General features: G+C 41.8%; 1 protein-coding gene. It reads left to right on the top strand.

Translation table 11 applies throughout. The features are described 5' to 3' along the window. Nucleotides 1-225: 225 nt before the first annotated feature. The gene (gene scpC, locus CWC30_RS12775; RefSeq protein ID WP_138627276.1) at nucleotides 226-1,719 is read left to right on the top strand and encodes a succinyl-CoA:acetate CoA-transferase ScpC; all 1,494 of its coding nucleotides are present in this window, start codon (nucleotides 226-228) and stop codon (nucleotides 1,717-1,719) included. Nucleotides 1,720-1,757 lie beyond the last annotated feature (38 nt).

Raw genomic sequence — 1,757 nt, 5'->3', positions numbered from 1 at the left:
AAGCCGTCATTAGATTTAACATCGCAAGAACTTGAAATTTTAGAGAGTAATAATCTAATGTTGGCTTAACCAGATCTCAGGTTAAGTAATGAAGTGTACAAAATTAAAGCGCTCTGCAACGTTTTTATACCAACTATGCGTAAATGAGACTTAGGTCTAGCTTACGAAGCATAAGGAAATACTTAAAATAGCGCCCAAATAATAATGGGGTTTAAGGGGTTCCAAATGCAATTAGAACGAATTCGTCATAGTGATTTACACAACAAAGTGATGTCTGCACAGCAGGCCAGTTTATTTATTAAAGACGGCATGACCGTAGGGATGAGTGGTTTTACTCGTGCCGGTGAAGCGAAAGCTGTACCACGTGCGCTTGCCGAGCGAGTACGTGAAAACCCAATGAAAATTAACCTAATGACGGGCGCGTCATTAGGTAACGACTTAGATAAGCTACTTACTGAATCAGGTGCGTTAGCGCGTCGTATGCCATTTCAGGTAGACAGCACATTACGTAAAGCAATTAACAACGGTGAGGTCATGTTTATTGACCAGCATTTATCTGAAACTGTTGAACAGTTACGTAATCATCAGTTAACTATGCCTGATGTAGCGGTGATTGAAGCCGTTGCTATCACAGAAGAAGGCCACATAGTACCAACAACGTCAGTAGGTAACTCAGCAAGTTTTGCTATTTTTGCCAAACAGGTAATTGTAGAAATTAACATGTTACATCAGCCAGAGCTTGAAGGGCTGCATGATATTTACATCCCTTCGTATCGTCCTACGCGTACTCCAGTGCCGCTCGTGAAAGTAGATGACCGTATCGGTAGTACTGCTATTCCAATCGATCCGGCTAAAATTGTGGGTATTGTATTTACCAATCAAAGTGACTCATTTTCAACAGTAACCGACCCAGATGCAGATACCGCCTCTATTGCACGCCATTTAGTTAACTTTTTTAAAGAAGAAGTAGCGCAACAGCGCATGCCTGCAAATTTAGGCCCATTACAAGCGGGTATTGGTAACATAGCCAATGCAGTCATGATGGGTTTATTAGACTCAGATTTTAAAGACCTCACTATGTACTCAGAGGTATTACAAGATTCTACCTTTGACTTAATTGATGCGGGTAAACTTAATTTTGCCTCTGGGTGTTCAATTATTTTATCAGAGCGTTGTAACGCACAAGTATTTAATAACCTTGAAAAGTACCGCGATAAGCTAGTACTTCGCCCACAAGAAATGTCGAATCACCCTGAAATTGTGCGTCGTTTAGGTATTATTGCAATTAACACGGCACTTGAGTTTGATATATATGGCAACGTTAACTCAACTCATGTGTGTGGTACTAAAATGATGAACGGCATTGGTGGCTCAGGCGACTTTGCACGTAATGCGCATGTATCGGTGTTTGTAACTAAATCAATTGCTAAAGGCGGCGCTATTTCAAGCGTGGTACCTATGGTAAGCCACGTCGATCATATCGAGCACGATGTTGATATTTTAGTAACCGAGCAAGGCCTAGCTGATTTACGTGGTTTAGCGCCACGCGAACGTGCTGTTGAAGTAATTAAACACTGTGTACACCCAGATTATCGCAACGCTATGCTTGATTACTACGAGCGTGCTTGTGTACGTGGCGGCCATACGCCTCATATTTTAGAAGAAGCATTCAGCTGGCATACCCGCCTTGAACAACAAGGCACAATGAAGCAAAGCTAATACATAAACCCCGCATTTGCGTAATGCCAGTCAGTTAA

Source organism: Pseudoalteromonas sp. S4741, from assembly GCF_005886135.1.
GTDB lineage: Bacteria > Pseudomonadota > Gammaproteobacteria > Enterobacterales > Alteromonadaceae > Pseudoalteromonas > Pseudoalteromonas tetraodonis.
Note: the sequence above shows the minus strand (reverse complement) of the source record. Positions and strands in the feature narration are given on the sequence as shown.

Bases quoted from the DNA above. Each gene is read 5' to 3' on its own strand.
- scpC (WP_138627276.1), top strand. From the start codon at position 226: ATGCAATTAGAACGAATTCGTCATAGTGATTTACACAACAAAGTGATG.